At 68.5% G+C, this 251-nt stretch carries 1 protein-coding gene; it reads right to left on the bottom strand.

The window, feature by feature from the left end; genetic code table 11:
• The coding region (locus ACZYOF_RS44920) for a hypothetical protein (protein ID WP_463719726.1) at positions 1-251 on the bottom strand (251 nt) is incomplete at both ends.

The following is a 251-nucleotide window of genomic DNA, read 5'->3' as shown; positions in this document are numbered from 1 at the left end:
GCCGCGCCGCGATCTCGCCCGGCTCGATCCGGAAGCCGCGGATCTTCACCTGGTCGTCGGTGCGGCCCAAAAACTCCAGATTGCCGTCCGGCAGATAGCGCGCCAGATCCCCGGTCCGGTACAGCCGATCGCCTTCCACAAAGGGACTGGCGATGAACCGCTCCGCCGTCAGCTCGGGCCGCTTCAGATAGCCCCGCGCGACCCCCGCCCCGCCAATGTAAAGCTCCCCCACCGCACCAAACGGAACCGGC

It is taken from the genome of Bradyrhizobium sp. LeoA1Lang (assembly GCF_055413685.1).
Note: the sequence above shows the minus strand (reverse complement) of the source record. Positions and strands in the feature narration are given on the sequence as shown.